This window comes from Catenibacterium sp. RTP21428st1_D7_RTP21428_210409 (assembly GCF_040227455.1).
Classification (GTDB): Bacteria; Bacillota_I; Bacilli_A; order Erysipelotrichales; family Coprobacillaceae; genus Catenibacterium; species Catenibacterium mitsuoka_A.
This window is the reverse complement of record NZ_JBEHVX010000008.1, coordinates 1-25,695: the sequence shown is the minus strand read 5'-3', so window position 1 is coordinate 25,695 and position 25,695 is coordinate 1. Positions and strand designations below refer to the sequence as shown.

The 25,695-nt window shown below is 35.5% G+C and carries 33 protein-coding genes and 1 riboswitch; of the genes, 30 read left to right on the top strand and 3 right to left on the bottom strand.

All coding sequences use genetic code 11. The features are described 5' to 3' along the window. Positions 1-33 precede the first annotated feature (33 nt). From ABUA27_RS02380 to ABUA27_RS02260, 25 genes are all read left to right on the top strand, one after another. Positions 34-1,452: a phage portal protein gene (locus ABUA27_RS02380; protein ID WP_349820156.1), complete on the top strand. Its 1,419-nt coding sequence runs from the start codon at positions 34-36 to the stop codon at positions 1,450-1,452. Continuing rightward, a complete protein-coding gene (locus ABUA27_RS02375) occupies positions 1,445-2,953 on the top strand; it encodes a phage minor head protein (protein ID WP_349820155.1) in 1,509 nt (502 codons plus the stop codon). The genes ABUA27_RS02380 and ABUA27_RS02375 overlap by 8 nt, the downstream gene beginning before the upstream one ends. Beyond that, positions 2,950-3,150 carry a hypothetical protein gene (locus tag ABUA27_RS02370; RefSeq protein ID WP_349820154.1) on the top strand — a complete coding sequence of 67 codons (201 nt, stop codon included), beginning with the start codon at positions 2,950-2,952 and terminating at the stop codon, positions 3,148-3,150. Before ABUA27_RS02375 ends, ABUA27_RS02370 begins: the two co-directional genes overlap by 4 nt. 58 nt (positions 3,151-3,208) lie before the next feature. After that, positions 3,209-3,421: a hypothetical protein gene (locus ABUA27_RS02365; RefSeq protein ID WP_278597587.1), complete on the top strand. Its 213-nt coding sequence runs from the start codon at positions 3,209-3,211 to the stop codon at positions 3,419-3,421. Between the two features lie 136 nt (positions 3,422-3,557). Beyond that, a complete protein-coding gene (locus tag ABUA27_RS02360; RefSeq protein WP_287968583.1) occupies positions 3,558-4,238 on the top strand; it encodes a phage scaffolding protein in 681 nt (226 codons plus the stop codon). Positions 4,239-4,262: 24 nt separating this feature from the next. Next, on the top strand, positions 4,263-5,294 hold the full coding sequence (locus tag ABUA27_RS02355; protein ID WP_329999345.1) for a N4-gp56 family major capsid protein: 1,032 nt from the start codon (positions 4,263-4,265) through the stop codon (positions 5,292-5,294). An 18-nt stretch (positions 5,295-5,312) separates the two neighbouring features. Beyond that, positions 5,313-5,840 carry a head-tail connector protein gene (locus ABUA27_RS02350; RefSeq protein WP_349820153.1) on the top strand — a complete coding sequence of 176 codons (528 nt, stop codon included), beginning with the start codon at positions 5,313-5,315 and terminating at the stop codon, positions 5,838-5,840. A 1-nt stretch (position 5,841) separates the two neighbouring features. After that, on the top strand, positions 5,842-6,189 hold the full coding sequence (locus tag ABUA27_RS02345; protein ID WP_349820152.1) for a head-tail adaptor protein: 348 nt from the start codon (positions 5,842-5,844) through the stop codon (positions 6,187-6,189). Continuing rightward, positions 6,170-6,583: an HK97 gp10 family phage protein gene (locus ABUA27_RS02340; protein WP_349820151.1), complete on the top strand. Its 414-nt coding sequence runs from the start codon at positions 6,170-6,172 to the stop codon at positions 6,581-6,583. The genes ABUA27_RS02345 and ABUA27_RS02340 overlap by 20 nt, the downstream gene beginning before the upstream one ends. Then, on the top strand, positions 6,580-6,948 hold the full coding sequence (locus tag ABUA27_RS02335) for a hypothetical protein (RefSeq protein WP_287968578.1): 369 nt from the start codon (positions 6,580-6,582) through the stop codon (positions 6,946-6,948). Before ABUA27_RS02340 ends, ABUA27_RS02335 begins: the two co-directional genes overlap by 4 nt. 4 nt (positions 6,949-6,952) lie before the next feature. Next, complete coding sequence (locus ABUA27_RS02330) at positions 6,953-7,549, top strand: hypothetical protein (protein WP_349820150.1); 597 nt, start codon at positions 6,953-6,955, stop codon at positions 7,547-7,549. Positions 7,550-7,577: 28 nt separating this feature from the next. Beyond that, the gene (locus ABUA27_RS02325; RefSeq protein WP_287968576.1) at positions 7,578-7,961 is read left to right on the top strand and encodes a hypothetical protein; all 384 of its coding nucleotides are present in this window, start codon (positions 7,578-7,580) and stop codon (positions 7,959-7,961) included. 47 nt (positions 7,962-8,008) lie between these two features. Next, complete coding sequence (locus ABUA27_RS02320) at positions 8,009-8,275, top strand: hypothetical protein (RefSeq protein ID WP_349820149.1); 267 nt, start codon at positions 8,009-8,011, stop codon at positions 8,273-8,275. A gap of 21 nt (positions 8,276-8,296) precedes the next feature. Further along, positions 8,297-8,917 (top strand): hypothetical protein, encoded by a 621-nt coding sequence (locus ABUA27_RS02315; protein WP_349820148.1) that lies wholly within the window; start codon positions 8,297-8,299, stop codon positions 8,915-8,917. Between the two features lie 268 nt (positions 8,918-9,185). Beyond that, positions 9,186-10,829 (top strand): phage tail protein, encoded by a 1,644-nt coding sequence (locus ABUA27_RS02310; RefSeq protein WP_349820147.1) that lies wholly within the window; start codon positions 9,186-9,188, stop codon positions 10,827-10,829. Next, a complete protein-coding gene (locus ABUA27_RS02305; RefSeq protein WP_349820146.1) occupies positions 10,819-11,634 on the top strand; it encodes a hypothetical protein in 816 nt (271 codons plus the stop codon). The genes ABUA27_RS02310 and ABUA27_RS02305 overlap by 11 nt, the downstream gene beginning before the upstream one ends. Further along, on the top strand, positions 11,625-12,614 hold the full coding sequence (locus ABUA27_RS02300) for a Gp37-like protein (protein WP_349820145.1): 990 nt from the start codon (positions 11,625-11,627) through the stop codon (positions 12,612-12,614). Before ABUA27_RS02305 ends, ABUA27_RS02300 begins: the two co-directional genes overlap by 10 nt. Beyond that, positions 12,611-13,435 carry a hypothetical protein gene (locus tag ABUA27_RS02295; RefSeq protein WP_349820144.1) on the top strand — a complete coding sequence of 275 codons (825 nt, stop codon included), beginning with the start codon at positions 12,611-12,613 and terminating at the stop codon, positions 13,433-13,435. Before ABUA27_RS02300 ends, ABUA27_RS02295 begins: the two co-directional genes overlap by 4 nt. A gap of 11 nt (positions 13,436-13,446) precedes the next feature. Further along, complete coding sequence (locus tag ABUA27_RS02290) at positions 13,447-13,746, top strand: hypothetical protein (protein WP_287968570.1); 300 nt, start codon at positions 13,447-13,449, stop codon at positions 13,744-13,746. Position 13,747: 1 nt separating this feature from the next. Further along, positions 13,748-14,026, top strand: a complete 279-nt coding sequence (locus tag ABUA27_RS02285; protein ID WP_287968569.1) for a hypothetical protein — start codon at positions 13,748-13,750, stop codon at positions 14,024-14,026. A 2-nt stretch (positions 14,027-14,028) separates the two neighbouring features. After that, positions 14,029-14,616, top strand: coding sequence for a hypothetical protein (locus ABUA27_RS02280; protein ID WP_349820143.1), 588 nt, complete (start codon positions 14,029-14,031; stop codon positions 14,614-14,616). Positions 14,617-14,626: 10 nt separating this feature from the next. Continuing rightward, positions 14,627-15,769 carry an SGNH/GDSL hydrolase family protein gene (locus ABUA27_RS02275; protein WP_349820142.1) on the top strand — a complete coding sequence of 381 codons (1,143 nt, stop codon included), beginning with the start codon at positions 14,627-14,629 and terminating at the stop codon, positions 15,767-15,769. A 16-nt stretch (positions 15,770-15,785) separates the two neighbouring features. After that, complete coding sequence (locus ABUA27_RS02270) at positions 15,786-16,244, top strand: phage holin family protein (protein WP_349820141.1); 459 nt, start codon at positions 15,786-15,788, stop codon at positions 16,242-16,244. Positions 16,245-16,246: 2 nt separating this feature from the next. Further along, positions 16,247-16,495 carry a DUF6275 family protein gene (locus tag ABUA27_RS02265; protein ID WP_287968565.1) on the top strand — a complete coding sequence of 83 codons (249 nt, stop codon included), beginning with the start codon at positions 16,247-16,249 and terminating at the stop codon, positions 16,493-16,495. Positions 16,496-16,556: 61 nt separating this feature from the next. Further along, the gene (locus tag ABUA27_RS02260) at positions 16,557-17,459 is read left to right on the top strand and encodes a peptidoglycan recognition protein family protein (RefSeq protein ID WP_330041850.1); all 903 of its coding nucleotides are present in this window, start codon (positions 16,557-16,559) and stop codon (positions 17,457-17,459) included. 74 nt (positions 17,460-17,533) lie between these two features. On the opposite strand, the gene ABUA27_RS02255 is transcribed toward ABUA27_RS02260, so the two are convergent. Next, positions 17,534-17,728: a hypothetical protein gene (locus tag ABUA27_RS02255; protein WP_006507052.1), complete on the bottom strand. Its 195-nt coding sequence runs from the start codon at positions 17,726-17,728 to the stop codon at positions 17,534-17,536. A 717-nt stretch (positions 17,729-18,445) separates the two neighbouring features. On the opposite strand from ABUA27_RS02255, the gene ABUA27_RS02250 reads away from it, so the two are divergent. After that, positions 18,446-19,915 carry a glycoside hydrolase family 1 protein gene (locus ABUA27_RS02250; RefSeq protein WP_129982127.1) on the top strand — a complete coding sequence of 490 codons (1,470 nt, stop codon included), beginning with the start codon at positions 18,446-18,448 and terminating at the stop codon, positions 19,913-19,915. A gap of 43 nt (positions 19,916-19,958) precedes the next feature. Here the strand turns inward: ABUA27_RS02250 and thiC are convergent, their stop codons facing one another. Further along, positions 19,959-21,266, bottom strand: a complete 1,308-nt coding sequence (thiC, locus tag ABUA27_RS02245; RefSeq protein ID WP_006504752.1) for a phosphomethylpyrimidine synthase ThiC — start codon at positions 21,264-21,266, stop codon at positions 19,959-19,961. Positions 21,267-21,313: 47 nt separating this feature from the next. After that, a riboswitch (TPP riboswitch) is annotated at positions 21,314-21,423 on the bottom strand. A gap of 296 nt (positions 21,424-21,719) precedes the next feature. Between thiC and ABUA27_RS02240 the strand changes: the two genes are divergently transcribed. The 4 genes from ABUA27_RS02240 to ABUA27_RS02225 all read left to right on the top strand — a co-directional run bounded on the left by ABUA27_RS02240 (position 21,720) and on the right by ABUA27_RS02225 (position 24,975). Further along, positions 21,720-21,878, top strand: a complete 159-nt coding sequence (locus tag ABUA27_RS02240; protein WP_303353078.1) for a hypothetical protein — start codon at positions 21,720-21,722, stop codon at positions 21,876-21,878. A gap of 296 nt (positions 21,879-22,174) precedes the next feature. Next, complete coding sequence (locus ABUA27_RS02235; protein WP_129982128.1) at positions 22,175-23,599, top strand: 6-phospho-beta-glucosidase; 1,425 nt, start codon at positions 22,175-22,177, stop codon at positions 23,597-23,599. Between the two features lie 90 nt (positions 23,600-23,689). Continuing rightward, positions 23,690-24,418 carry an arginase family protein gene (locus ABUA27_RS02230; RefSeq protein ID WP_287846209.1) on the top strand — a complete coding sequence of 243 codons (729 nt, stop codon included), beginning with the start codon at positions 23,690-23,692 and terminating at the stop codon, positions 24,416-24,418. Next, entirely contained in the window at positions 24,415-24,975 is a 561-nt protein-coding gene (locus tag ABUA27_RS02225) for a flavin reductase family protein (RefSeq protein ID WP_349820140.1), read from the top strand. Before ABUA27_RS02230 ends, ABUA27_RS02225 begins: the two co-directional genes overlap by 4 nt. A 23-nt stretch (positions 24,976-24,998) precedes the next feature. Here the strand turns inward: ABUA27_RS02225 and ABUA27_RS02220 are convergent, their stop codons facing one another. After that, positions 24,999-25,595 carry an ECF transporter S component gene (locus ABUA27_RS02220; RefSeq protein ID WP_287968046.1) on the bottom strand — a complete coding sequence of 199 codons (597 nt, stop codon included), beginning with the start codon at positions 25,593-25,595 and terminating at the stop codon, positions 24,999-25,001. Between the last annotated feature and the right edge of the window lie 100 nt (positions 25,596-25,695).

The window sequence follows — 25,695 nt, the reverse complement described above, 5'->3', positions numbered from 1 at the left end:
CTGACAACTGAAGAAATTAATTTTTTTATAAATTTGGACAAGGGTTCAAAGATTAAAAGGTATGCAAGAAAAGGAAGAGATTATTATAAAGCAAATCATGATATTAAACATTACAGAATGTTTTATTATGATTTAGACGGAAACCTTGTCGAGGATACCACAAGAAGCAACACAAAAATAGCACATACATTCTTTCATGAATTAGTAGATCAAGAAGTACAGTATATGTTATCTAATGACGAGGGCTTTGTTAAATCTGATGACCCCGAACTCCAGAACAAATTAGATGATTATTTCAACTATAATGAGAATTTCATTGCTGAAATACACAAGCTTCTGACAGGATGTGTTTCAAAAGGGTTCGAATACATGTACGCATACAGGAACGAAGATGATGAATTATCTTTCATGTGTGCTGATTCATTGGGAGTTGTAGAAGTAAGAGATAAAGATACAGATGATGGATGTTCATATGTTATCTATTGGTACATTGATAAGATTGTTAAAGAAGATAAGAAAATAAAGAAAATTCAAGTATGGAGTGCTAATGATGTAACATATTACATTCAGGAAGATGATGGGAAAATCATTTTAGATCCTGGAGAGTCTATCAATCCAAGATACCACGCACTCTATAAAAAGAAGAGTGATAACAATATCTATGGAAAAAGTTTTGGATACATTCCATTCTTCAGGTTAGATAATAATGAAGACCAAAGAAGCGGTCTTTATATCATTAAAGACTTGATAGATGATTATGATTTGATGGCATCCAGCCTTTCTAACAATTTAATTGATTTCGACCATCCTTTATATGCTGTCAGCGGTTTTGAAGGGGATAACCTGGAAGAACTGCAGCAGAATATAAAAACTAAAAAAATGATTGGTGTTGGTGAGGGTGGAAACGTTGAAATCAAGACTATTGATATTCCTTTCCAAGCAAGACAGGCAAAATTGGATCTTGATGAAAAGAATATCTATAGGTTTGGTATGGGGCTGAACTCGTCTGGATTAAAAGACACGAACGCAACCACGAATATAGCAATTAAGGCTCTTTATTCATTGCTAGATTTAAAATGCTCCAAGCTAGAAATTAAATTAAAGCAGTTTATGCGAAAAATCCTCAAAGCAGTTTTAAAAGATATCAACGAACGTGAAGGAACAGATTATCAATCTAAACAGGTATACTTTAAGTTTATTCATAAGATTATGTCTAATGAGCAGGAACTAGCACAAACTAAATTGATTGAAGCACAAGCTAAGGAGACTTTTGTTAACAACATGATCACTCTTTTTGACTATCTCCCTAGTGAAACAATCATTAAAGAAATATGCGCTTATTTGGACATTGATTACGAAGAAATCAAAGATAAACTTCCAAAACCAAAAGAAGCGTATGAGCAAGTAGATGATGTGACTGATACGTTAAACAAGACGGTGCCAGATGAATAAGAGACAGCTAGAAGTTGAAAAAGCCAAACTGCGAGAAGAGAAGAAGCTTCTTAAAGAATTAAAAAAGATATATGAAGATGCAGCTAAAGAAGTAGAGCAGAAGATAAGGATTTCAAATGGTAAGATTGACTTACTTCTTTCTGTCTATGATGAATTAGATGATAAGCAAAAATCATTGCTTCAATCTCAGATATATCAGAAGAAGTTTCAAGAAAATCTCAAAAGGCAGTTAGATGAACTGATTGGGAATTTAAACGCTGATTCTTATGACAGCATTACAAGATATCTAACAGATTCCTATTACACAGGATATATCGGAACTATGTACGATATTCAAGGCCAAGGCATACCGCTAATTACTCCTATCAATGAGAAGCAAGTCACAAGGGCTATGACATTAAATACTAAATTGAGTGTACCATTGTATACTAGAATGGGTATTGATGTTGGAGTTCTCAAAAAACAGATTGCAAAGCATATCTCAAGAGGTATAGCCACATCTTCGTCTTATGCACACATTGCTAGAAACATAGATGGAGCATCTAATATTGGTTTTAATAAAGCAATGAGGATTGCTAGAACCGAAGGGCATAGAATACAGGTTCTTAGCGCTAATGATGCGCAGCATGCAGCAAAAGCCAAAGGTTGTGAAGTAGTCAAGCAGTGGGATGCTACACTTGATGGAAGAACTAGACCAATGCACAGGCTTCTTGATGGGAAGCTTGCAGAAATAGACGAGCCTTTTGTGGTAGATGATATGGAAGTTATGTATCCTGGAGGCTTTGGGATTGCTTCACAGGATGTAAACTGTAGATGTGCGCTCCTTCAACGCGCTAGGTGGGCTTTAGATGCTGATGAACTCAAGACACTGAAAGAAAGAGCCGAGTATTATGGGCTTGATAAGAGCGATGATTTTCGAGACTTTAGAGAAAAATACTTGATGACATCGAACAGATTGAAAAGCTCAAATGATGATGGTAATATAGACATAGAAATAGATGGGTTCGCGCCTTGCCTTATTGAATGCAAAACAGGCAGAGTGGTTAATACTACTGTGAAAGAAATGAAACGAAGCGAATTAAAAGGATATAATAAGACAAGCGGATGGTATATTAATTGGTCTAAGGTTCCACATGATCAGACCATAAAAGCTATATTCGCAGAAGGCAACGAGGAAATACAAGGCCTTATAGCATATAAGGCTGCACCTGATAAGTACACTATAGAGATTCATTGGATAGTTGCTAATCCCAAAAGCAATGGCCATTTAACAAAGAATAAAGAGTACAAAGGAATTGGTGCACATTTGTTTGCCATTGCGGCAAAGATTTCATTTGATGAGGGCTATGACGGTTATGTTCAAGCCAAAGCTGCTAATAGTCAATTGTTAAATTATTATATCGGTAAATTAGGCGCAAGATATTTAGGTGGTTATGAATTTTATTTAGATACCGCAGTAGCAAAAGAGTTATTAGCAAAATGTAATTGGAGGGATGAATGATGAAAAGTAAATTTGAACCAATACCAGACCCGACAGAAGAAGATGGATTCGAAGGTATATATGTCGGGGATCTAGAAGATGGTGAAAAATGTAGTACAGAATTTTCATCGTATGATTTACGTGGCTTAACAAAGTATTTACAAGAGCATAATTTGGAACAGCCAACTGAAGAAATACTATTAATGTTTAGAAAGTAGAATTTATTTAAACGGTTCCTCAGAACCGTTTTTATTTTACCCTGAAAGGAGGCATTTAATGTCCGAAGGACTGCGACCGCACAGACACTGTTATTTTGAAGTAGAATCAAAAAGATACTTCGATAAAAACAGAGGGTGTGCAATCAGAAAAACGCACTATGAGTGCATGATATGCGGTCATGAGTTCTATGAAACAGTAGAACTTTCTCATGATCCACCGCAATACAAGAATAAAAACAATGTATTAAATAGAAATAGAAACAGAGGCTAGACGTAGACTCTTTTTATTTTGCCCTGAACACGGCATTTAAAAGGTTTATAAAATTCATCCAGCATGATGTTAAAAAGGCAAACTTACACTGGCAGACACCAGATATAAAAACAGAGTAAGTAATAGGAGTAATGATATGGATTTTTTAAAAGAGATTTTAGGTGAAACACTTTTTGAACAGGTTTTCAAAGCAATTAATGAATATAACGGTAATGAAGCCAACAAAGATAAACAAGTCAAAATTGGGAATCTTGCAAGCGGTGAGTACGTTGGAAAAGGTAAATATGATGCACTACAAAAAGAATTTGATTCAAGAGGGACAGAATTATTAAATGCTAATAATCTTATCGAAGAACTCAAAAAAACAGGCAAAAATGATAAAGCAATGCAAACTAAAATTGGTGAATATGAAACGACTGTTGAAAAACTGAAGAAACAGTTAGAAGAAGCAAAATTAAAGAGTGCAGTAAAAGTTGCTTTAATGTCTGAAAAGGCAGTTGATGTTGATTATTTAACTTATAAATTAAATGAAAAATTGAAAGAAAAGGGCGAAAGCTTAGAACTTGATGAAAATGAAAATATCAAAGGTTGGGAAAATACTGTATCAGCATTAAAGACACAGTTCCCAAATATGTTTGAAAATGCTTCAGATGATAATGGAGATGGTTATCAGAGAGTTGGCAATGGACAGTTAGATCACGGAAAAAATGACGGTTCATATACTAGAAAAGACATTTTAAAAATGCCTTACTCTGAAAGATTGAAAGTCTTCAACGAAGAACCTGAAGCATATCAAGAAGCAATGAACACGAAATAAAAAAAGTAAAAGGAGATAAAAAATATGCCAACAGTTACAACAATGAAAAATGTAATCAATCCTCAAGTTATGGGAGATATGATTGAAGCAAAAATTGATGCATTAGCTAAATTAACGCCTTATGCAAAAGTTGACACTACTTTAGAAGGAACAGCAGGCGACACTAAGACAGTTCCATCATGGAAGTATATTGGAGACGCTGAAGATTTTGATGTTGAAGAAGCATCAAAAACAGATAGCGAAATCAAGACAACAAATTTATCAGCCACTAGCAATACATTCACAATTAAATGTGCTGCTAAATCAGTCGGAATTTTACAGACTGTCATTAATTCAGGGCTAGGCAATCCGATTGGACAGGCTGAAACACAGTTAGCGAAAGCAATCATGGGCAAAGTTGATAATGACTTAGTTGATGCAGGGTATACCACTAAGAATATCTATAATCCTGCAACATTATCGGCTATCTCATACAATGGCATTGTAGATGCGGACGCCATCTTCGAAGATGAAGAAGACGGTATTGAAAAAGTATTATTTATTCATCCTTTACAGCATTCAACTTTAATGAAAGACGAAGATTTTAAGTCAGCAGATAAATTTGGACAGTCTGTGTTAGTAAAAGGTGCTGTCGGAAAAATTGGAGATTGCTGGGTCAAGAAGTCTAAAAAGATTAAATATATTGAGTACGAAAAGGCTGATGAGGGAACAATTACTATTGTGGAAGATGGAACATCAGAGTCTACAACTGCTAAGCATTTAAAGACTGTACAGAAAGGATGTAAGGATGTTTTAAAAATCGGTGATAAAGTAAATGCACTCGCCGAAAAAGATAAGTATTATTTAGATCTTTTATTAAAAATGGAACCTGATTCAGCAGAAACTGAATACACAGAAGAAGAGCTACCAGCATTAACAATTTTCTTAAAGAAAGATACTCAGGTAGATCATGAATGGTTTCCAAAAAAGCAGAAGCACGACATTACTGCTACTAAATATTATGGAGTTGCAGTAACAAATGAAGCAAAGGTTTTACTTGCTAAATTTAAAAAATAAGAAAAGAGGTGATTTTCTATGATCATGACAATTGAAGAGTTCAGGCTTTTGAACGATACGGATGAATCTGATGGAATCATCAAGATGAAATTAGAAGCCTTAGAATTGATGATTAGAAAATACACTAATAATAATTTCCAGATGCGCAATTTTAGAACGACCGCCAATATTTCAGACGGTCGTTTTTCTTTTACTGGTCCTCAATTTTTTAAGGTTGGTGACACTGTACAGGTATCTAATTCATCATTTAATGATGCTTTATATACTGTGACAGAAGCAAATGAGCATGACTTTATGGTTGACAAGCCTGTCAATAATGAGGCTCGTGTACTATGCACTAAAGTAGAATATCCTGCTGACATTAAAATGGGTGTTATCAACCTCATGAAATGGGATAAAGAGAATAGAAGCAAGGTAGGAGTGCAGTCAGAAACGATTTCTAGACACTCTGTGACCTACTTTAACATGGATGGGGATAATTCTTCTCTTGGCTATCCAAAGTCTCTCACAGGCTTCCTAAAGCCTTATATGAAAGCAAGGTTCTAATATGATAGGTGGAAATATTACAGCAGTTCTTCAAAAATGCATATATTCTTTCAACGAGATTGGTGAGCCTATTGAAGATTATGCGGAATCAATCTCTTTGTTTGGTTTCTTAGACTTGTCAAGTGGTGACAGTCATTACACTAACTTTAACGCAAAGGTACAGGAGTCAACCCACATTTTCATCTGTGATTATAAGGACTTGAAAGGCTATAGTGCTGATAACTCAAGGTTGATTGTAAATGATGAAGTCTATGATGTGACTTTGATTGATGATCCGATGGGAATGCATCAACATTTAGAAATCTATCTACAGTACAAAGGTGCACAGAATGAGCAAAATACAATTTGAAGATAACTCAATGTTTATAATCGACGAAATTGAGAGCGCAGCTTTAAAGTTTTTGGAAGAAGCAAGTGGAGAACTTGAGTCACAAGTCAAGAGAAACACCAGAGTGGACACTGGTCAGTTAAAAAACTCATGGGAGCACGTGGTAGATGCTGACAATATGATTGGTATTGTTGGATCAGCAGAAGAAAATGCTATATGGGAAGAGTTCGGCACAGGTGAGTACGCTCTTAAAGGTAATGGTCGCAAAACCAAGTGGAAGTATAAGCACCCTAAATACGGATGGGTTACTACTACAGGAAAAGCACCATCAAGAGCGCTTGAAAAAGCCAAGAACTCCTCTAAGAAAAAGATTCAAGCAAGAGCTGAGGAAATCTTTGGAGGCATTGGAGAATGACACCAGAAGGCTTGAATTTTATTTCCGATGCATTAAAGCCACTTATTAACTATCACTTTCTCTATTACAAGACTGATAGAGTTGAATACCCTTATTGGGTTGGGGAATATATCGAAACTGAATACAGTGCAGAAACCAATTACCAGGAAACCCCTTTTATTCTCACAGGTGTAACAAGAGGCAGTTATTTAGAACTAGAAAAGCAAAAGGAAATTATTAAAAAGGCCCTCAAAGATAAGAGAGCCATTTTATCAAACGGAACAGGCATAGCAGTATATTTTGACTATTCAATGCCGATTCGTGTAGACGATATAGAATTGCAGAAAATACAGATTAATTTAACAATCCAAGAATGGGAGGTATAAATATATGGCGAATGAAACCATTCCTTCAAGTGGAATTACAGCCAAAACGCCTGAAAACATTATGTTAGGTGCTGGAACTATTCACAAGGGCTTGAAATACGAAGGCAGTAAATGGAACTTTGTAGAATCATTATTTTGCGCAACGTCAGGCGGTGGTTCAGTAAGTTTTTCTCCTGAATTATTAGACTTAGATATTGATGGAGCAACAGTCAAATTCGTTGGTGGCACTCTAAAAGTCGGAGAAAGCGCCAAGATGAAATTTAAACTGGCAGAAATTACTCCTGACTTTATTAAAAAGTCTATCTTTGCTAAAGAAGCGGAAAGCAGTACGGTAACAGGATATACAGAATTAGTATCTAAGCCACAGATTGAAACAGGTGACTATTACGAAAATCTAGCATATGTCGGAAAGAAGATTGATGGAACTCCAATCATCGTTATTTTTGATAAGGCACTATGCACATCAGGTTTTTCTATTGAAGGTGAAAATAAAAAGATGGTAGTACCTGAAGCAGAATTTGAGTGTTATGCGGAGTTGGAACAGGCTGATAAGAATGTACTACCTTATCACATCTATTACCCTAGTGCCGCAGCTGCATAACTAAATTAAGGATTGAAAGGAGTTATTTATGGAATATGAATTAAGAAAATTAAAAGCGACAGATGCATTTTTAATCATTAAACTAATTAATAAGTTTGGCATTATGGAATTCAAGAAATGCTTTAATGCAAATGAGATTGCCAAACTAGCAGAAAACAAGGAAGGACTATCAAAAGAGGAACTAACTGAAAAAGTCGGTTTCAATATCATTCTTTCTTGCTGCGCAGTTATTTTTGAAAACATTGGAAAATGTGAAAATGAGGTTTTTGAATTCTTGTCAGCTGTAAGTAATCTAAATAGAAAGCAGGTTGAATGCTTATCACTTGCAGAACTTGCACAGATGATTATTGAAATCTTTCAAAAAGATGAATTCAAAGATTTTTACAAGGTTGTTTCTGGATTGCTGAAATAGGAGAAGTCGGCTTCATGGATTTGGTTTACAAGAGGTATTCCAACCCCATGGAACTGATTGATAACATGATCTCTTTTTCTAATTTTTCAGAGTTCATTTCTGAACTTGCTGACAATGTGTCAGACGAGAAGTTATACGACATCTGGAAATCAAAAGTATATGATAAGTCATACGCTGACTTTAAGAATGAAATGATGACTAAATGGAAGAAAAACACAGGAATTGAAACATCTGAAACAATGACAGATGAAGAGATGGAAACAACTATAAATGACTCCTATGAAATTCTTAACAGTTTCAATCCTAATCTTTAAGAAAAAGAGAGGGGGAAATAAATGTTAGAATTATTTAAACTCTTTGGATCTATCGGATTAAAAGGAGTTGAAGAAACAAAAAAAGGTATAAAAGACACTGCTAATACAGCAAAAGAAGAATCTAGCAAGATTGAAAAAGCTGTAAACAAGACAGGTGAGATTGCTTCTAAAGTCGGCAAGGCTGCAATAATTGGAGCAACTGCAGCTGCAACGGCTATAGGCACTATTACGAAGTTTGTCATACAGCATTATGCTGAATATGAGCAGTTAGTCGGTGGTGTCGAAACCTTATTCGGTGCTCAAGGTCTGAGCCTAAAAAAGTATGCGCAGAGTATCGGGCAGACAGTTGAACAAGCAAGAGGAAAATATGATCAGTTAATACAGGCACAGACAGAGGTCATGAATAATGCGAAAGTTGCATATAAGACGGCTGGAATGAGTGCAAGCGATTATATGAACACTATTACTTCTTTCGCTGCAGCATTAAAGCAATCAACAGCCAATGAGACAGAAGCGGCTAAGGTTGCTAATATGGCTGTTATTGATATGGCTGATAATGCGAATAAGATGGGTACAAACATGGAAGATATCCAAAACGCTTATCAGGGGTTCTCAAAGCAGAACTACACAATGTTGGATTAACAAAATAGTTCAACTAAAACCTCGTGAAAACGGTGGAACTCTTAGAAAAGACAATACCGTGCCAAGACTAGAAATAGTAAGGTGTAACGACTATCGAAAGCACATAATAAATGTTATGAAAGTGAGTAGAGTACAATCAAGTGATTGGAAGTGCGAGGGAACGATTATATCGTTCAAGAGATAGTCTACTCTTTATAGTGATATAAAGCAGTTCATAAGAGAACGATGTAAGATTAACGACCTTACATGAATACAAAGGAATTTAAAATTGGGATACGGTGGTACTAAGTCAGAAATGGAGCGACTTTTACAAGACGCTGAAAAACTGACAGGTATACATTATGATATTAATAATTTAAGTGATGTATACAAAGCAATTAACGCTATTCAAGGCAAACTCGGAATAACTGGTACTACTGGCGAAGAAGCGATGAAAACTATCGACGGCGCTATGAAGATGACTAAAGCGTCATGGGATAACCTTTTAACAGGTCTAGCAGACCCTAAACAGGCAGTTGGACCGCTTATTAGTGAATTTGCTAAGAGTTTGGGAATTCTTGCCAAAAATGTGACTCCAAAAATCAAGGAAGTATTTGATGCACTTCCTAATGCATTGATACAGATTACACCGCAACTAATGAATATGATCATTGATTTAGCGCCTTCTTTAATCCTTGCAGCTATTAATTTAGTGGCTGGATTAATTGGCGCATTGCCTGGTATTATATCTCCTATTTTCAGTCAATTATCTAGTCTGATTGGTTCTGGTATGATTGATAAAATAGGTCAGTCAATCTCTAGCAATATGCCTACTTTAATATCTAAAGGATTGGACATGTTACTCCAATTCTCTCAAGCAGTATTGACTTATCTTCCAGTGCTTGTGGGCATGGGAATGAAATTAATCTTTTATCTAGTACAAGGATTAATGTCAGCACTCCCTACTTTAATATCTAAAGTGCCTACTATCATAGCAAATCTAGCAGATGCATTCTCTAACAGTGCACAGACTATTTTTGCATGGGGAGTTAAAATCATTGCTGAAATCATTAAAGGTCTTGTAATGTCTATTCCTTCATTGATTGCAAATATTCCTAAAATTATTTATGCGATTTTCGCAGTGTGGAACGCTATCAATTGGTGGAATTTAGGCAAAGGGCTTATTAATGGAATCAAGAACGGTATTACTAGTATGGGAGGATCTCTTACTAGTACAGCGAAAAACCTTTTTGAAAGTTTAAAGAACAGTGTTTCAAATATCTTCAATAACATCAAGAAAGTTATTGAAAGTCCTATTTTCGGTGCTAAGACAAAAGTTTTAGCGATTATAGGAGAGTTGCAGAATGGCGTTAGAGTAGGCTTTAACTTCATTAAGTCGCATGCCTCAAGTGTTTGGAACGGCATAAAGAACGCTATCATGTCACCAATGAGTACCGCAGCTAATTTTGTAAAAGCCATCATCAATAAAATTAAAGGGTTCTTTAATTTTAGGATCTCATGGCCGCATATTCCGCTACCTCATTTTAATATCAAACCTAACGGCTGGAATGTGGGTGACCTATTAAAAGGCAAAATCCCATCGTTGGGTATTAAATGGTATGCACAGGCGATGGACAATCCAATGATTTTGGACGCCCCAACAATTTTCGGAATGTCTAACGGTCAGATGCTTGGCGCTGGTGAAGCAGGCGCTGAGGTTGTGGCTGGTAGAGATACATTGATGAAGATGATTAATCAGGCATCTAACAATAGGGCTGATGAAATCCTAGACGCATTACATAGAATTATTGCTTTATTAAGCGATGAAGATAGACTACACGATATTATTGTAAAAGCACTAAATGATGGTTCTTTTGCTGTTATGTTAGATGGTCGAGAAGTGGGAAGGATTGTGAGAAAATATGCTGGATAAAATTAAACATACAAATTCAAACAATGAAACACTAGACTTTACTTCTCTTGGTATCTTTGCGAATTATAGTGATTTACGTGATTTTGAGTGGAGCGTTAAAACGAATAACAATAGGATTACAGGATTTTATAAAGGGGTTGTCACTAAGACAATTCCCTTTGTTTTTCTTGTTGATCAGCAGAAAGCCAATGAGATTAAAAACCAATTTTATGAGCATTTTGAAATAGACATCCTCAAAAAAGAGAAAGGATATTTTGAAATAAATGGTTATAAATATTATTGCTATGCAATCAAATCCACTAAAAGCAAATATCTAATTGATAAGAGACTCTTATATTTAAGCGTTGAAATCACTACAGATGACTCTTATTGGATTAAGGAGACAACATATACAGCTGACTTCACTTCCAGCAGTTCGAGAACAGTCACAAAATATCCTTTCACATATCCTTTTACGTATTCACTCCCAAAAACAGTAAATGTTGTAAATGAATCATTTACTGATAAGGACATGATTATGCGAATCTATGGAAGATGTACGAACCCTATTATTAATATCAGTGATAACACTTATCAATTATATGTGACTTTAAATGCTGAAGAATATGCAGAGATTGACACATTCAAGAAGACTATTACAAAGCATTCTTCTAATGGTGTGCAGTCCAATATATTCAACAGCCGTAACAAGTCATATGATGCTTTTAAGAAGATACCTCAAGGCTCATTTGACATTACAACTGTAGGTGTTGAGAAGGTTGACATAGTCTTGATTGAAAGAAGAGGTGAGCCTAGATGGGATTAGAATATATCTATACAGATAGTAACTACAACGAATTAGGATACCTCACTCATTTCGATGCTGACATTGAGATAGGAAAGTATGATGTAAGTAAGAACGATTTTGAATTGACATTATCCTTGGAAGATAGAGACCCTTTGTTTACTGTGGGGTCTCTTTTCTATAAGGAGAACACTGAAATTGGTGGAGTAATCCAGAGATTGAAGATTAATACGTCAGATAACACTATCACTTTGATAGGTCCTACATTTCGAGGACTGCTAGAAAAGGAATATGTACAACCACCAGCAGGAAGTGCATATTTAACTTTAAATGGTGAAGCTAACACATGCATCAATGTGTTGATTGATGGTAGGTTCAGCAATCTCTTTGTAGTCGATAACATAGGCGCTAGTAATATCAACGTTAAATATGATGTAAGAGATATAAATCTTTTACAAGCCTTAGAGAAAGCGCTAGGCGCTAGTAATGCGAGATTGTGCATTAGGCATCGTGTTGATGGGAAAATCCATCTATATGCCGAAAAAATCAACGATTTGAGCGACACCTTACAGTATGACAATGACTATCAGATAGATATGACAGTCAAGACTGAATCAAAGCCATACAATCACATTTTGTGTCTGGGAAAAGGTGAGTTATTAGATAGATTAAGAATTAATCTATATCTTCAGTCTGACGGCTCATGGACCGAATCCAATCAGGTATATACAGGATTAGACAGAAAGACATATAAACACGAGGATGTGAATGTTGAAAGTCGTGATGAATTAACCAAGAATGCAATTGAGAAAGTAGCAGAAGCGAATGAGAGCGATACGCTGGAAATCTCTTTTGATGCTGATAATGCAGAACTTTTTGACATTGTTGGAGCAAAGGAAAATATTACAGGCATCTCATTTAAAGAGCCTATAACTCAAAAAATTATCAAGATTAGTGATGGTGATATTTCAATTTCTTATAAGGTAGGTGATGCAAAGTGATCAAGAATATTAATATAACAGATGCAGAAGTCAGCGCCGATTTACATGGATATATGTATTTAGCGTTATATGATTATCAGGGTATTCTACATGCAGGAAGTAGAATGACGGCAGAGATTGTTTCTAATAATGAAATCAAGATAAATGACGGGATCCTGTGCAATTACGGAAGATTTATGCGAATCGTTGGAAGTGAAACAGTCAGAATCGAAAATGGTTCAAGTGGCGTTAAAAGAACAGACCTCATTGTTGCTAGATTTACTACAACAGGGACAAAAGAGACACATACACTTACAGTGATTAAAGGCCCAGCAGGTGGAGCAGAACCATCATACAATCAGACCGATATTTATAGCGGCACAGGTACAAGAGATCTTGTTTTATACGCTGTCCATTTAAACGGCTTAAATATCACATCTGTGGAGCGCAAATGTCAGGAATATATGAGTATTAGGGAATTGACAGAAACTGTTTCCAAAAATGTATGGAGTAATTGGGTGTCATGTGGAAGAAACGCTTGTAAAGTTGAACTAAGATATAGATACAATGAAGGGTTAAAGCTTGTCGAATTGAACTGGGATGGAAATATAACAGCGCCTATCGTAAATAATACGATGGGCTACATGTGGGAAGGTTTCCCACTTAGCAAATCTCCAGGCAAAAACGTATTCATTCCTGTACAGACACAGAGTTCTGACTTAACGTTAAGATTTTATCCATCAACAAATGATATGACGAAGAATCATTGGACATTAACAGCAATGCATGGAACAGTTAGCCAAGGGTATATTTGTGGAACGTTTATTTATTCATATGCATAGGAGGTACATTTATGATTAGAGGTACTACAGCCACATTAATATGTACACTTCCGTTTGAAGTGAATACTCTCCAGTATGCCTATTTCACTATCATGCAAGACAATATAATTGTTTTTGATAAACAGATAGAATGCAGTCATCTAAGCGGTGACACGATAGAAGTGCATCTGTCACAGGAAGATACTCTGAAACTTAAAGAAAAACATCGGGCTGAGATTCAGCTGCGTGCGATTACTGTTGGTGGAGAAGCGATTGCATCTAATATCATCACTACATATGTTGAAAGAATATTAAAAGATGGAGTGATCTGATGTGCGACTTAAACTAGAGTTCAAGTCAAAAGACATGTCTTTTCATACTGATATGAAGATATGTTCTGAAGAGTTCAGACTTGATATAAAAAATTATCAGGGCATGAATAATGCTGATATCTACACTGGTGATTACACAGTGACGCCTAAAGATATCGAACAGCAGATTAAGACAAAAAATAAATTTCTCAATAAAGATTTAATAGTTAAAAAAATCCCTTTCTTTGAAACTAGCAACGAAGAAGGGGGAAATACAGTATACATAGGAAAGGAATTATAAACATGGCAGAAAATAAATATATAAATAAGGTTGTTTATGGAGGCAAAACATTAATCGACTTGACAGGTGATACTGCGACAGCAGATAAAGTATTAAAAGACATGACATTTCATGATAAGACAGGTGCCACAGTCACAGGTACTTGTTCATTCGATGTGGATTCAAGTGATGCGACTGTTGCAGTTGCTGAGATCCTTACTGGAAAGACTGCATACGCTAGAGGCGCTAAATTAACAGGTACTATGAAGAACAATGGTTCTGTTGAAGGAAGTATCGCAACCAAGGAACAGGTATACACGATTCCACAGGGTTTTCACGATGGCTCAGGTAATGTTCAGATTGCAACTGCTGAACAGGCTAAACTTATTCCTAAGAATATTCGTGATGGAATTACTATTTTAGGTGTCAGAGGTACCATGTCAGGCACTGAAGGTGCGAAACCTCAGCAGAAGACAGTGACACCAAGCACCGCTACACAGACAATCATGCCTGATTCAGGATATAACTATTTGTCGCAGGTTACTGTTAATCCGATTCCATACGCAGAAAGTGAGAACTCTGCCGGCGGAACTACAGTAACAATCGCATAGGAGTGGTTATATGAGCATTAATAAAGTCATATATGACGGTAAAACCTTGATTGATATATCAGACAGTACAGTAACTGATGATAACATTGAAGAAGGGCTGATTGCCTATTCGGGAGATGGGAAAAGGGTGGTAGGAACTAAGATGAATCTAGAAGACAGAAGCAAAAGAAGACTGATTTTTATTGGTGATAGCTACGGAGACGGATATACACCTGACGGAAGTTATACGGGGTGGTGCGACAGACTTAAGAATAAGTTAGTGAATTGCCACTTCTCTGCAGACAACATCTATATCAATCATAAAGGTGGTGCATCCTTTTCTAATCCATCCAATAACTATCTGACTCTTCTTAAAGGTGTTCAGGTGAGCAATAAAAAGATGGTAACAGATGTGCTGATTGGTGGAGGATACAATGAATTGGCATATGGTGATCAAGCAAGTACTGTCAAATCTAATATCGATACATTGATATCTTATGTACAGAGTACTTATCCAAATGCAATCGTTCACTTCGCACCTTTTGGTGTTGCATTTAAAAACAGAAATAACCAATTTGCATTAAGATATAAATTGATGCCTGCATACACCGCAAAAGCGTGCTATAAAAACCAACCTTTTGTGGTAGTACCAGGAGCCGAGAATATCTTATCATTCGAAAACATGATGAGTTCAGATGGGATTCATCCAAACGAGTGGGGATTAGAGTGCATTGCGGAATATCTAAAAGGATATATTCTAGGCACAGGCAGTAGTGCGATAGACAAAAGACAATTAAGTGTTAGCTTAAATGGTGGCACATTTACAGGAACTATGTACGGACAGTGTTTAGGTGACATAAACATATATCGTATTATATTTGATTCATCGGTCAAGCATCTTAATTCTAACGGAGCTAGTGGGTTTAAATTATACACTCCTGTTCGTACTAATGCTTTCCCTTGGAGGGCACCTAACATGGGGTATACGGATGCCAATGCAATCATACAGGCTAACGGTGGATTCTTCGACGTTCCTGTCAAATTCAATGTAAACAACAGCAATGAGCTATATATGCAGATCAAGCAGTGTAACTCTGCGCACAACAATTATCAGAGTTATTCGAACATCACTCAGATACAGCTAGATGCATGGATCATTGCAGAAAATATGTAAATAAAGAGGTAATAAAATGAAATTATACGACACATCATTGAAGTATATGGATACTATTAACGCAATCGGAGGCACTGTTGTAGCGGTATTGACTGCTGCATTAGGCACACATTGGTTTTTATTCGTAGGCTTTTTGACATTAAACATCATTGACTACATCACAGGAATTAGAAAGTCTAGATTGACAGGCAAAGAAAATTCAGCAAAAGGAGTGCGTGGTGTATGGAAGAAACTAGGATATTGGCTCATGGTGCTAGTAGCATTCCTTGCATCAGCAATTTTCATCGAGATCGGTCAGACTATCAATGTTGATCTAACAATTACTACTTATGTTGGATGGTTTACATTAGCATCTCTCATTATCAATGAATTAAGAAGCATCTTAGAAAACTTCGTGGAAGCCGGAGACAACGTACCATCTGTTTTAACTAAAGGCTTAGAAGTAGCAGAAAACGCCATTAACAAAGGAGAATAACAATGGGTAATGACGAATTTCTAAAGATTGCAACCGAAGAAGTAAGAAGATATACAAACGAACATCTAGAAGATCCACAGGATTTCGATATCTATGTTGTGTGGGTGTGTAAGACACTTCAAAATAACAAGGCTTTACTATCAACTACGCTTTCAGATGGGATGTATTTTGAATGCACATATAACGGCGATAAACAGGAAATGTATCTAGACGCATACAAGAAAGAAAAGAATGTGTGCATTAAATTATAAATATTGTTGTGAGAGGACCTGCGCGCCTCTCATTTTTATTTAAAAGAAAGAAGGAATAAACATGAGTTATATTTTTAAGACTAATATTGCAAACAAGCAGAACTACGGTGGTGTTAGAGCATTAAATACTATTAAGTACTTAGTTTATCATTACACAGGAAATGACGGAGACACTGACGAAAACAACGGAAAGCATTTTCATAATCATATCGTCAAAGCATCTGCACATTACTTTGTAGATGATGATTCCGTAACGCAGTCAGTGCCTGACAATTACATTGCATATTCTGTTGGCGGAAAATGTCAGTCAAGCCATCATCCTTTATATAAAGTATGTACTAACTCTAACTCTATTAGTATCGAGATGTGTGACACAACAAAAGACGGCACTGTATCAATTCAAGAAGCTACAATGGCAAACGCGATTGAACTTGGTAAAATCCTTATGAGGAAATACAATATTCCACTAAGTCGAGTTATCCGACATTATGACGTTAACGGTAAGGCTTGCCCTAACTGCAATAACCTGTTAGACGATAAAACGTGGAATGCCTTTAAATCACGTTTAAACGGTGCTACAGTGGAAATTCCAGAGACTAATACAAATACACCTGTTCATACAGAAATGAGCCACACAACGCATAAAAACGGCTATGATGGTTGGGTTGCTAGATTACAAAGTGAACTAAATGCGCAGTATCACAAAGGTTTAGCGGTTGATGGCTTAAGAGGGCCAAAGACTTTAGCTGCATGCGTCACTGTTAAAAGAGGAGCAAGGGGCAATATTACAAAGTTAATTCAAGAAAGATTGAACAGTGTTGGTTTTAAATTATCAACAGATGGAATTTTTGGCGCTGGCACAGAAAGATCCGTTAAAGTATTCCAGAAGAATAGAAGATTAACACAAGACGGAATTGTTGGGAAGAATACTTGGAGCTGGCTTCTTAAAGGGACTAAGATGTAACCAGGTAAATTTCGACTTAATTTCGACTAAATCTCGACTACACAACAATTTAAAGCATAAGAAAAGACCAGGGCTTAATTGCTCTGGTCCTTTTTTGCTTTCTCAATATCATCTCTTATAAGTTTTTTAATGTAACCCATTTTAGATTCGACATGATCAAGTTTTTCTAGAATGTCTGCATCTGTTTTTTTATTGAATGCAAGATTGACACATTTCGTCATCTTCTTAGCATAGTTTGCGCTAGCTTTCTTCTGCGCTTCAGTTGACACGATTATACCTCCCTTAGAATAATTTTGAAATCAAGAATACTAATACTGCAATAAGTCCAATCAATTCGATAGCTTTTAAAATTATTTTTTTCATTGTTTTCTTTGAAAAGTGGTTTTATAATAGTGATAGGAAGAGAGGACAAGCCTCTCAACCTACTTAGTTGAATAAATTGATTAGAATCAAAATCCAACCAATCAAGGAAATGATTTTAATCACTAGCGCTTCGAATAGGTCCAGTATTCGAAGCATTTTTTTTAACTTCTTTTCCACTTTCCTTACCTCCTTTCTTGATTATAGTATATCATAAAATTATACATATGTCAATATATATTGATATTTTTATGAAAATATAATATAAAAAATATCAGTAAACAATGATAGTTTTTGCGTTTTAATTTTGTTGTTTCTAACGCTCATTTTGAGTGTTAGAACTTATCAAAAATAAAAAAATGGCTTATTAAGCCATAAAATTAGAATCATAAGTGAGCGTTAAATAAGTGTTAGAATGAGCGTTATAAATATATGATGCGCCACTATGTAGGTGCTCAACTAGTAACAAATCAGTAACATCATTCCAGTAACTGTTTATATTATTAGGTATTAAGCGCTTTTTTGTTTCACATTGTGAAAAAATTATTTCATTTGATGAAAATTAATTATAATGATTTTTATTATGTATATAATACATACAGAAAAGATGAACGGAGGTAAAGGAAATGGGTTTTCCAAAAGGATTTTTATGGGGTGGCGCAGTTGCTGCCAATCAGTGTGAAGGTGCTTATTTAGAAGATGGTAAAGGTTTATCAGTACCAGATATGTTACTTGGTGGAGATGTAAATACTCCAAGAACATTCTTACCAAAGACTGATAAGACTGCGTTCTATCCAAGCCATGAAGCAATTGATTTCTATCATCATTATGCTGAAGATATTGCTTTATTTGCAGAAATGGGATGGAATGTATTCAGATTATCAATTAACTGGGGTAGAATTTTCCCTAATGGTGATGATGAAACACCTAATGAAGAAGGTTTAGCTTTCTATGACAAGGTATTTGACGAATGTAAGAAACACAATATTGAACCTTTAGTTACTTTATGTCATTATGAAATTCCTTGGAACATTGTAACTAAATACAATGGTTTCTCTGATAGAAGAGTGATTGATATGTTTGTTAAGTATGCAACTACTTGTATGAAGCGTTATAAGGATAAGGTTAAATACTGGTTAACATTCAACGAAATCAATATCGCATGTATGGGTGAAGGTGGATTAGGTGACCTTTATGGTTTAGGTATCATGGATCCAGAAGATGTAAACTCTGATGAACGTATTCCACTAAACAAATTAAAATCTAACCCTCAGAAAACATTTGAAGCATTACATAATCAGTTTGTTGCAAGTGCATTAGTTGTAACAGAAGGTCATAAGATCAATCCTGATTTCATGATTGGTAACATGATTGCTCATACAACTTTATATCCATTAACACCAAATCCAAAAGATATTCTTGCAGCATTTAATGAAGATAACTTTAAGAATAACTTCTGTGGTGATGTACAGGTTCGTGGTGAATATCCAACATATATGTTCAGATATTTCAAGGATCATGGCATTGATACTTCATTTATTACTGAAGAAGATAAGAGGATCATTAAAGAAGGTGTTATTGACTTCTATACATTCTCTTACTATATGTCTAACTGTGTAACAGTTGATGAAAATGCTGAAAAGACAAATGGTAACCTTGCAACAGGTGCTAAGAACCCTTACTTAAAGGCTTCTGACTGGGGATGGCAGATTGACCCGGATGGATTAAGATATACATTAAATATCCTACATGACCGTTATCCTCATACACCATTAATGGTTGTAGAAAATGGTTTTGGAGCATTCGATAAGGTAGAAGAAGATGGTTCTGTACACGATACTTATAGAATTGATTACTTCAGAGATCATATTAAAGCAATGGATGAAGCTATCGAAGATGGTGTACCACTAATCGGTTATACAACTTGGGGACCAATCGACTTAGTATCTGCAGGTACTGGACAGTATGCGAAACGTTATGGTTTCATCTATGTAGATAGACATGATGATGGAACTGGGGACTTCTCTAGAAGCAAGAAAGATTCATTCTTCTGGTATAAGAAAGTCTGCGAATCTAATGGTGCTGATTTAGACTAATACAAAAAGACGTAACTCATATATACGAGTTACGCCTTTTTTCTTATTCATCAAAGATATTTACAATCTCACCATCAAGAATACGGTTCATATTCTTAACGGCACAGAAGTTACCACACATAGAACATGTATCTTCTTTTTCAGGTGCTGCTTCAGCACGATAACGTCTTGCTTTTTCTGGATCAATAGAATACTTGAATGTTTCTTCCCAGTCCAGCTTCTTTCTTGCACATGCCATTTTATTATCTAATTCCATGGCACCAGGAATACCCTTCGCTATATCTGCTGCATGTGCTGCAATCTTAGATGCAATAATACCTTCTTTAACATCATCTAGATTAGGCAGACGAAGATGTTCTGCAGGAGTCACATAACATAAGAATGATGCACCATAAGTGGCTGCAATAGCACCACCGATGGCAGCAGTAATATGATCATAACCAGGGGCAATATCAGTAACTAAAGGGCCTAATACGTAGAAAGGTGCACCTTTACAGATTGTCTTCTGTATTTCCATATTAGCGGCAATCTGATTTAAAGGCATATGACCAGGACCTTCAATCATCACCTGTACATCTTTATCCCATGCACGCTGTGTTAATTCTCCTAAAGTCACTAACTCACCAATCTGAGCCACATCAGTTGCATCAGCCAAACATCCAGCACGACATGCATCACCTAAGCTCATAGTAATATCATATTCACGGCAGATATCTAATACTTCATCATAATGTTCATAAAATGGATTTTCTTCTCCAGTCATAGCCATCCAGGCAAACATAATAGAGCCACCACGAGAAACAATATTCATTAAACGCTTATTATTCTTAAAACGTTCATACATAGCTCTATTGATTCCACAATGAATAGTCATGAAATCCACACCATCTTCTGCATGCATTCTTACAATATCTAACCATTCTTTTGCGGTAATATCTTTTAAAGCTTTATGATAATAAACAACAGCATCATAAATAGGGACTGTACCAATAATAGCAGGACATTCTTTAGTTAATCTCTTTCTAAAAGTACGTGTATCACCATAAGAGCTTAAGTCCATGATGGATTCAGCACCCATCTTTACTGCATTATTCACTTTTTCAATTTCTACATCCATGTCTTTACAGTCTCTAGAAATACCTAGGTTCACATTGATCTTAGTCTTCAACATTGAACCAATACCACTCGGATCAATAGAAGTATGATTCTTATTACATGGAATAATAGCATGTCCTTTCGCAATATGTTCACGTAACACTTCTACATCCATAGATTCTTTTGCAGCTACAATTTCCATTTCAGGTGTAATAATACCCTGTCTTGCTGCATCCATTTGTGTTGTGTAACTCATACAATTTCTCCTTTTAAATAATAAAAAAAGGTATACCTGAGCATGTATACCTAAAAAAACAAAATTCCTACGCCGGCATTATCCGTATCAGGTTTTATGGGTCGAAATCCGATCGTATTTCTTCTCAGCCGTCGCGGCAGCTCCCCTTTTTTTATTTGGTTGATAGTGGTATATTACATCTTATATAAATAAAATGCAACGCTTTCATTGAAAAATGTTACAAAATTATTGTGAAATTTTAAACGAATAGTGTAATAACGAAAACATCCTCAAAATTATAAACTATGATAAAATAATAAAGAGAAAAGTTGGTATATGGAGGAAAACAATGTATAAATTACCAGAAGATGATCTCAAATTATTGAATAAACTATTGTTGATGAAAGATTTGAATCCGGAAGATGGATATTCTAAAGAGAAAGTGATTGAATATATATTAACGCAAATAGAGAGTTGGAAGAGGCAGAACTTAACCAGATACGTAATTATGTATTAGATAAGAATCTCGAATATGGATTTTATGAGAATGGTGAACCAAATGAGTTAGGATATGCAACTGAAGAATTAGACGATAAATTGTTTTATATTATGGAAGATGAAAGTAATAAATAAATGCTCATACTTTCTTTTTTTTGTCGTATTTATGTATTGACGAAGTCGCCAACTGTATTAGTGATATCATTAGCTCTATAAATCTTGTTAATAGGTTTATAGATTTTTTTGTTAGAAGTATTTCGTGTTATCTTGTGACTATCCTGTCAACAAAATATCACTTATTTATTGGATTGATGAACTGATAATGTAAAGATGAAACATTTTTACGAAAGTTTGATCTCTATTTCTGAAAATTATAGAAATTACTTTCATTTCTATTTATAATTATTAGAAAGAGAAAAGGAGATAAGACAATGTTTAGAGACGACTTTTTATGGGGTGGCGCAGTAGCTGCTCATCAGTGTGAAGGTGCCTGGCAGGAAGGCGGAAAAGGAATCAGCTGTACAGATGTAGAAACAGCGGGAGATAACGTAACAGGAGCACCTAGACGTTTAACAGATGGTGTTCTTCCTGGAGAAGATTATCCAAACCATGTAGGTGTAGACTTCTATCATCATTATAAGGAAGATATCGCATTACTTGCTGAAATGGGATTCAAGGCATTTAGAACTTCTATTGCCTGGACAAGAATCTTCCCAAGAGGAGATGAAGAAACACCTAATGAGGAAGGTTTAAAGTTCTATGATGATGTATTTGATGAATTATTAAAATATGGTATTGAACCAGTCATTACATTATCACATTTTGAATTACCTTGGGCACTCGCAAAAGAATATGGAGGATTTAGAAATCGTAAAGCCATTGATATGTTTGTGAAGTTCGCAAAGGTATGTTTTGAAAGATATCAGCATAAAGTAAAATACTGGATGACATTCAATGAAATCAATAACCAGGCTGATCCGACTCAGCATAACTTAATCCAGGAAGGTGCTGTATTATTAAAAGAAGGTGATGATGCTGAGTATTTAATGTATTTATCAGCACATCATGAATTAGTCGCTTCAGCACTTGCAGTTAAGGCAGCTCATGAAATCAATCCTGACTTAAAGGTTGGCTGTATGATTGGTATGAATGGTGTTTATCCAGCTTCTCCAAAACCAGAAGATATGATGAATGCCTTAGGTGCTATGCATCAGAAATATTGGTATACTGATGTACATGCAAGAGGACATTATCCAAACTATATCTTAAAGAAGTTTGAAAGAAAAGGATATGATTTCATTACTGAAGAGGATAAGAAAATCTTAAGTGAAGGTAAAGTAGATTACATTGGATTCTCTTATTACATGTCATTTGCAACTAAGTATCAGGGACGTAATGAAAAGACATTTGATTACTGTAGTGAAGACTTTGTAAGAAATGAATACTTAAAGGCTTCTGACTGGGGATGGCAGATTGACCCATTAGGATTACGCTGGTGCTTAAACTGGTTCTATGATCGTTATGAACTTCCAATGATGATTGTAGAAAACGGTTTTGGTGCTTATGATAAGAAAGAAGAAGATGGTACTGTAGATGACCAGTATCGTATTGATTACTTAAAGGCACATATTGAAGCAATGAGAGATGCAGTCACTTATGATGGTGTTGATCTTTTAGGTTATACTATGTGGTCTCCATTTGATATCGTATCTGCTTCTACTGGTGAATATGATAAACGTTATGGTTTCATCTATGTTAACTATAATAATAACCATGAAGGGGACTTTTCTAGAAGTAAGAAGAAATCATTTTACTGGTATAAACACGTTATTGAAACAAACGGTGAAGAATTATAATACTCAAGAGATAGCTGTGGCTATCTCTTTTTTAGCAGTCAAATTTGACAAGTGCTAAATAAAGACTATAATTATCAACAGGTGATAAAGATGCGTAACTATGTATTTGATTTTACTCATTCCTATAAAGGGGATTATCCACAGTTAACTTATTATGATTGTAGTGACATTGAAGGAACACGCTTATTCTGTGACGAGCAGGCAGAAAAACAATTAAAAGAGATGATAAGCAAGAATGGTATTTCTGGTATTCATTTTATTGATTCAGGTGATTATCATTACATCACTAAATTGATGACTGATTTTATCCATGAACCTTTTGATCTTGTTTTGATTGATCATCATACAGACATGCAATCTTCTATTGTAGGAGATATGCTTAGCTGTGGGAATTGGGCTAAAAAAGCTTTACAAAACCCTTTCCTTCATCGTTTATACTTAATAGGACCAAGTAAACATGATTTAAAATCAGCGGAACAGAATAAAGTATTAAGTTTCAGTATAGAAGAACTTGAACAAGGTGCTACTATTCCTCTTGAAACCAAGTATCCAGTCTATATCTCTATAGATAAGGATGTTCTAGATGAAAGATATGCCATGACGAACTGGAATCAAGGAGATATGTCACTGGGGATGTTAGAGGATGTATTAGCGCACTTCTTAAGAAACTGTGAAGTAATCGGTATTGATATATGTGGTGATGATCCTGATATCGATGATTATCCTACTTATATAAAAGCGGAGAGAATCAATAATCTTTCTGATGATGCACTTTATCAAACTGCTATGAAAATATTAAAAAGGAGACAAAAGAAATGAGAAAAGATTTTGGTGCACGTGCACTTACTTATCCACAGCCTGTCTATATGATTGGGAGCTTTGATAAGGATGATCATCCTGATTTAATGAACGCAGCATGGGGTGGCATTAGCGATACAATGGAAATTTCATTGAGTCTTTCTAGTGGACATAAAACAGTCCAGAATATCTTAAAAACACAGGCTTTTACTGTCAGTATTGCAGATGAGGATCATGTAGTAGCGTGTGATTATGTAGGCGTTGTATCAGGGCATAAGGAACCCAATAAGCTAGAAAAAGCAGGTTTTACTTATACGCCATCTAGTAAAGTACATGCACCTATTATCAATGAATTACTTATATGTCTAGAATGTCGTCTCAAGGACTATGATTTAGATACAGAAATAATGAAGGGTGAAATTGTCAATGTATCTGTAGATGAACGTGTCTTAGATGAAACAGGAAGAGTCGATGTATCAAAAGTAAAACCTATTACTTTTGATCCCTTTAATAATCAATATGTAGGTTTAGGAAAGGTTGTTGGCCGTGCTTTTAAAGATGGTCTTAAACTAAAATAAGGACTCATATGAGTCCTTTTACATTAGTCTTTTTTAACTGTATGTAATTTATCTAATAAACCATTCTTTTTAAATGTAGGTGCTAAAGCTAAATAAAGTGCTGAAGAAATCACAATCGCAATTACTGCATTAGTAATAGTAGTCACTGCATTCCAAGATGCAAGTGCTAAAGCAGCTTGAGAAGGTGCACCAAGTAATACTGAAGTATAGAAATAAGAGAATAGTGGTTCAGCAATCACATTAAATAATAAACCTGCAAATGTAGAAGCAACGACACCAATCACTAACTGCTTACCTTCTAGTTTTTGGATCTTGAATACTCTATGTGCAACTAGACCTGTAATAACTCCAATACTAAACTTTAAGATAAATGTCTTTGGTGCGACTACTACATAAGTAGGATCAAGTAAATCGCCAATACCCATACCAACTGCTCCCGCAATTCCTCCAGGAACACCACCTAATAATAAAGCAGCCAATACACAGAATGTATTTCCTAAATGGAATGAAGTAGTTCCTCCTGGTGTTGGAATCTTAATCTGTAGGAATGTGAAGGCGATATAAGCTAAAGCTGCCATCAATCCTGTTACTGCAATTTTTAATGTTTTATTGTCTTTCATATAAAACTCCCCCCCCTTTGATGGGTAGTGTCAAAAATCTATATCACATAGCATAAATACACTACCCTCAATTTTATCTATATAAACAGTAAAATGATTA